This is a genomic window from Pseudomonas sp. 51_B, from assembly GCF_017491595.1.
Classification (GTDB): Bacteria; Pseudomonadota; Gammaproteobacteria; order Pseudomonadales; family Pseudomonadaceae; genus Aquipseudomonas; species Aquipseudomonas promysalinigenes.
The window spans coordinates 1-500 of sequence record NZ_JAFGYW010000221.1 but is presented as its reverse complement, the minus strand read 5'-3'; the positions used below and the strand labels follow the sequence as shown (position 1 = coordinate 500).

Annotated in this window: 1 pseudogene; it reads right to left on the bottom strand. The window is 63.8% G+C overall.

What is annotated here, in order from left to right:
• Positions 1-500 (bottom strand): annotated as a pseudogene (locus J5M56_RS24510) (TAT-dependent nitrous-oxide reductase); the annotation flags it as partial.

Sequence of the window (500 nt, the reverse complement as noted above, 5' to 3'; positions counted from 1 at the left end):
GGATCGCGAAGCCGTGCGTCAGGTCCTCCACCTTGTCGAGGTTGGTCAGGATGATCGTGACCTCGTCGCCTTTCTTCACGGTCCATTCGCGCAGCCCGAAGGTCGGCGCCTGCGACGTCAGGTAGACGGTGACCTTCCTGCCGTGCCGCTCGACGCGGCTGTCCTTCGCGTTCTTCACCGCGAGCGGGAACTCGTCGAGGTTGTAGATCTGCCGTGTCTTGATGATGTCGCGGCGCACGACGATCGAGTCGTGCGGCTCGGGATACGTCGGATGGTCGGCCACGAGCAGCATCTTCTCGCCGCTGATGTCGATCAACTGCGCGCTGTCCGGATGCAGCGGCCCGACGGGCAGGTAGCGGTCCTTCGAGAACTTGTTGTCCGAGATGAAGAACTGGCCGTCCGGCTCCTTCGTCTCGCCCATCGACGTGAAGCCGTGGCCCGGCTGGTAGTGCACGTCGATCCGGTCGACGACGACTTTCGCCGCCTTCTCGCCCTTGTAC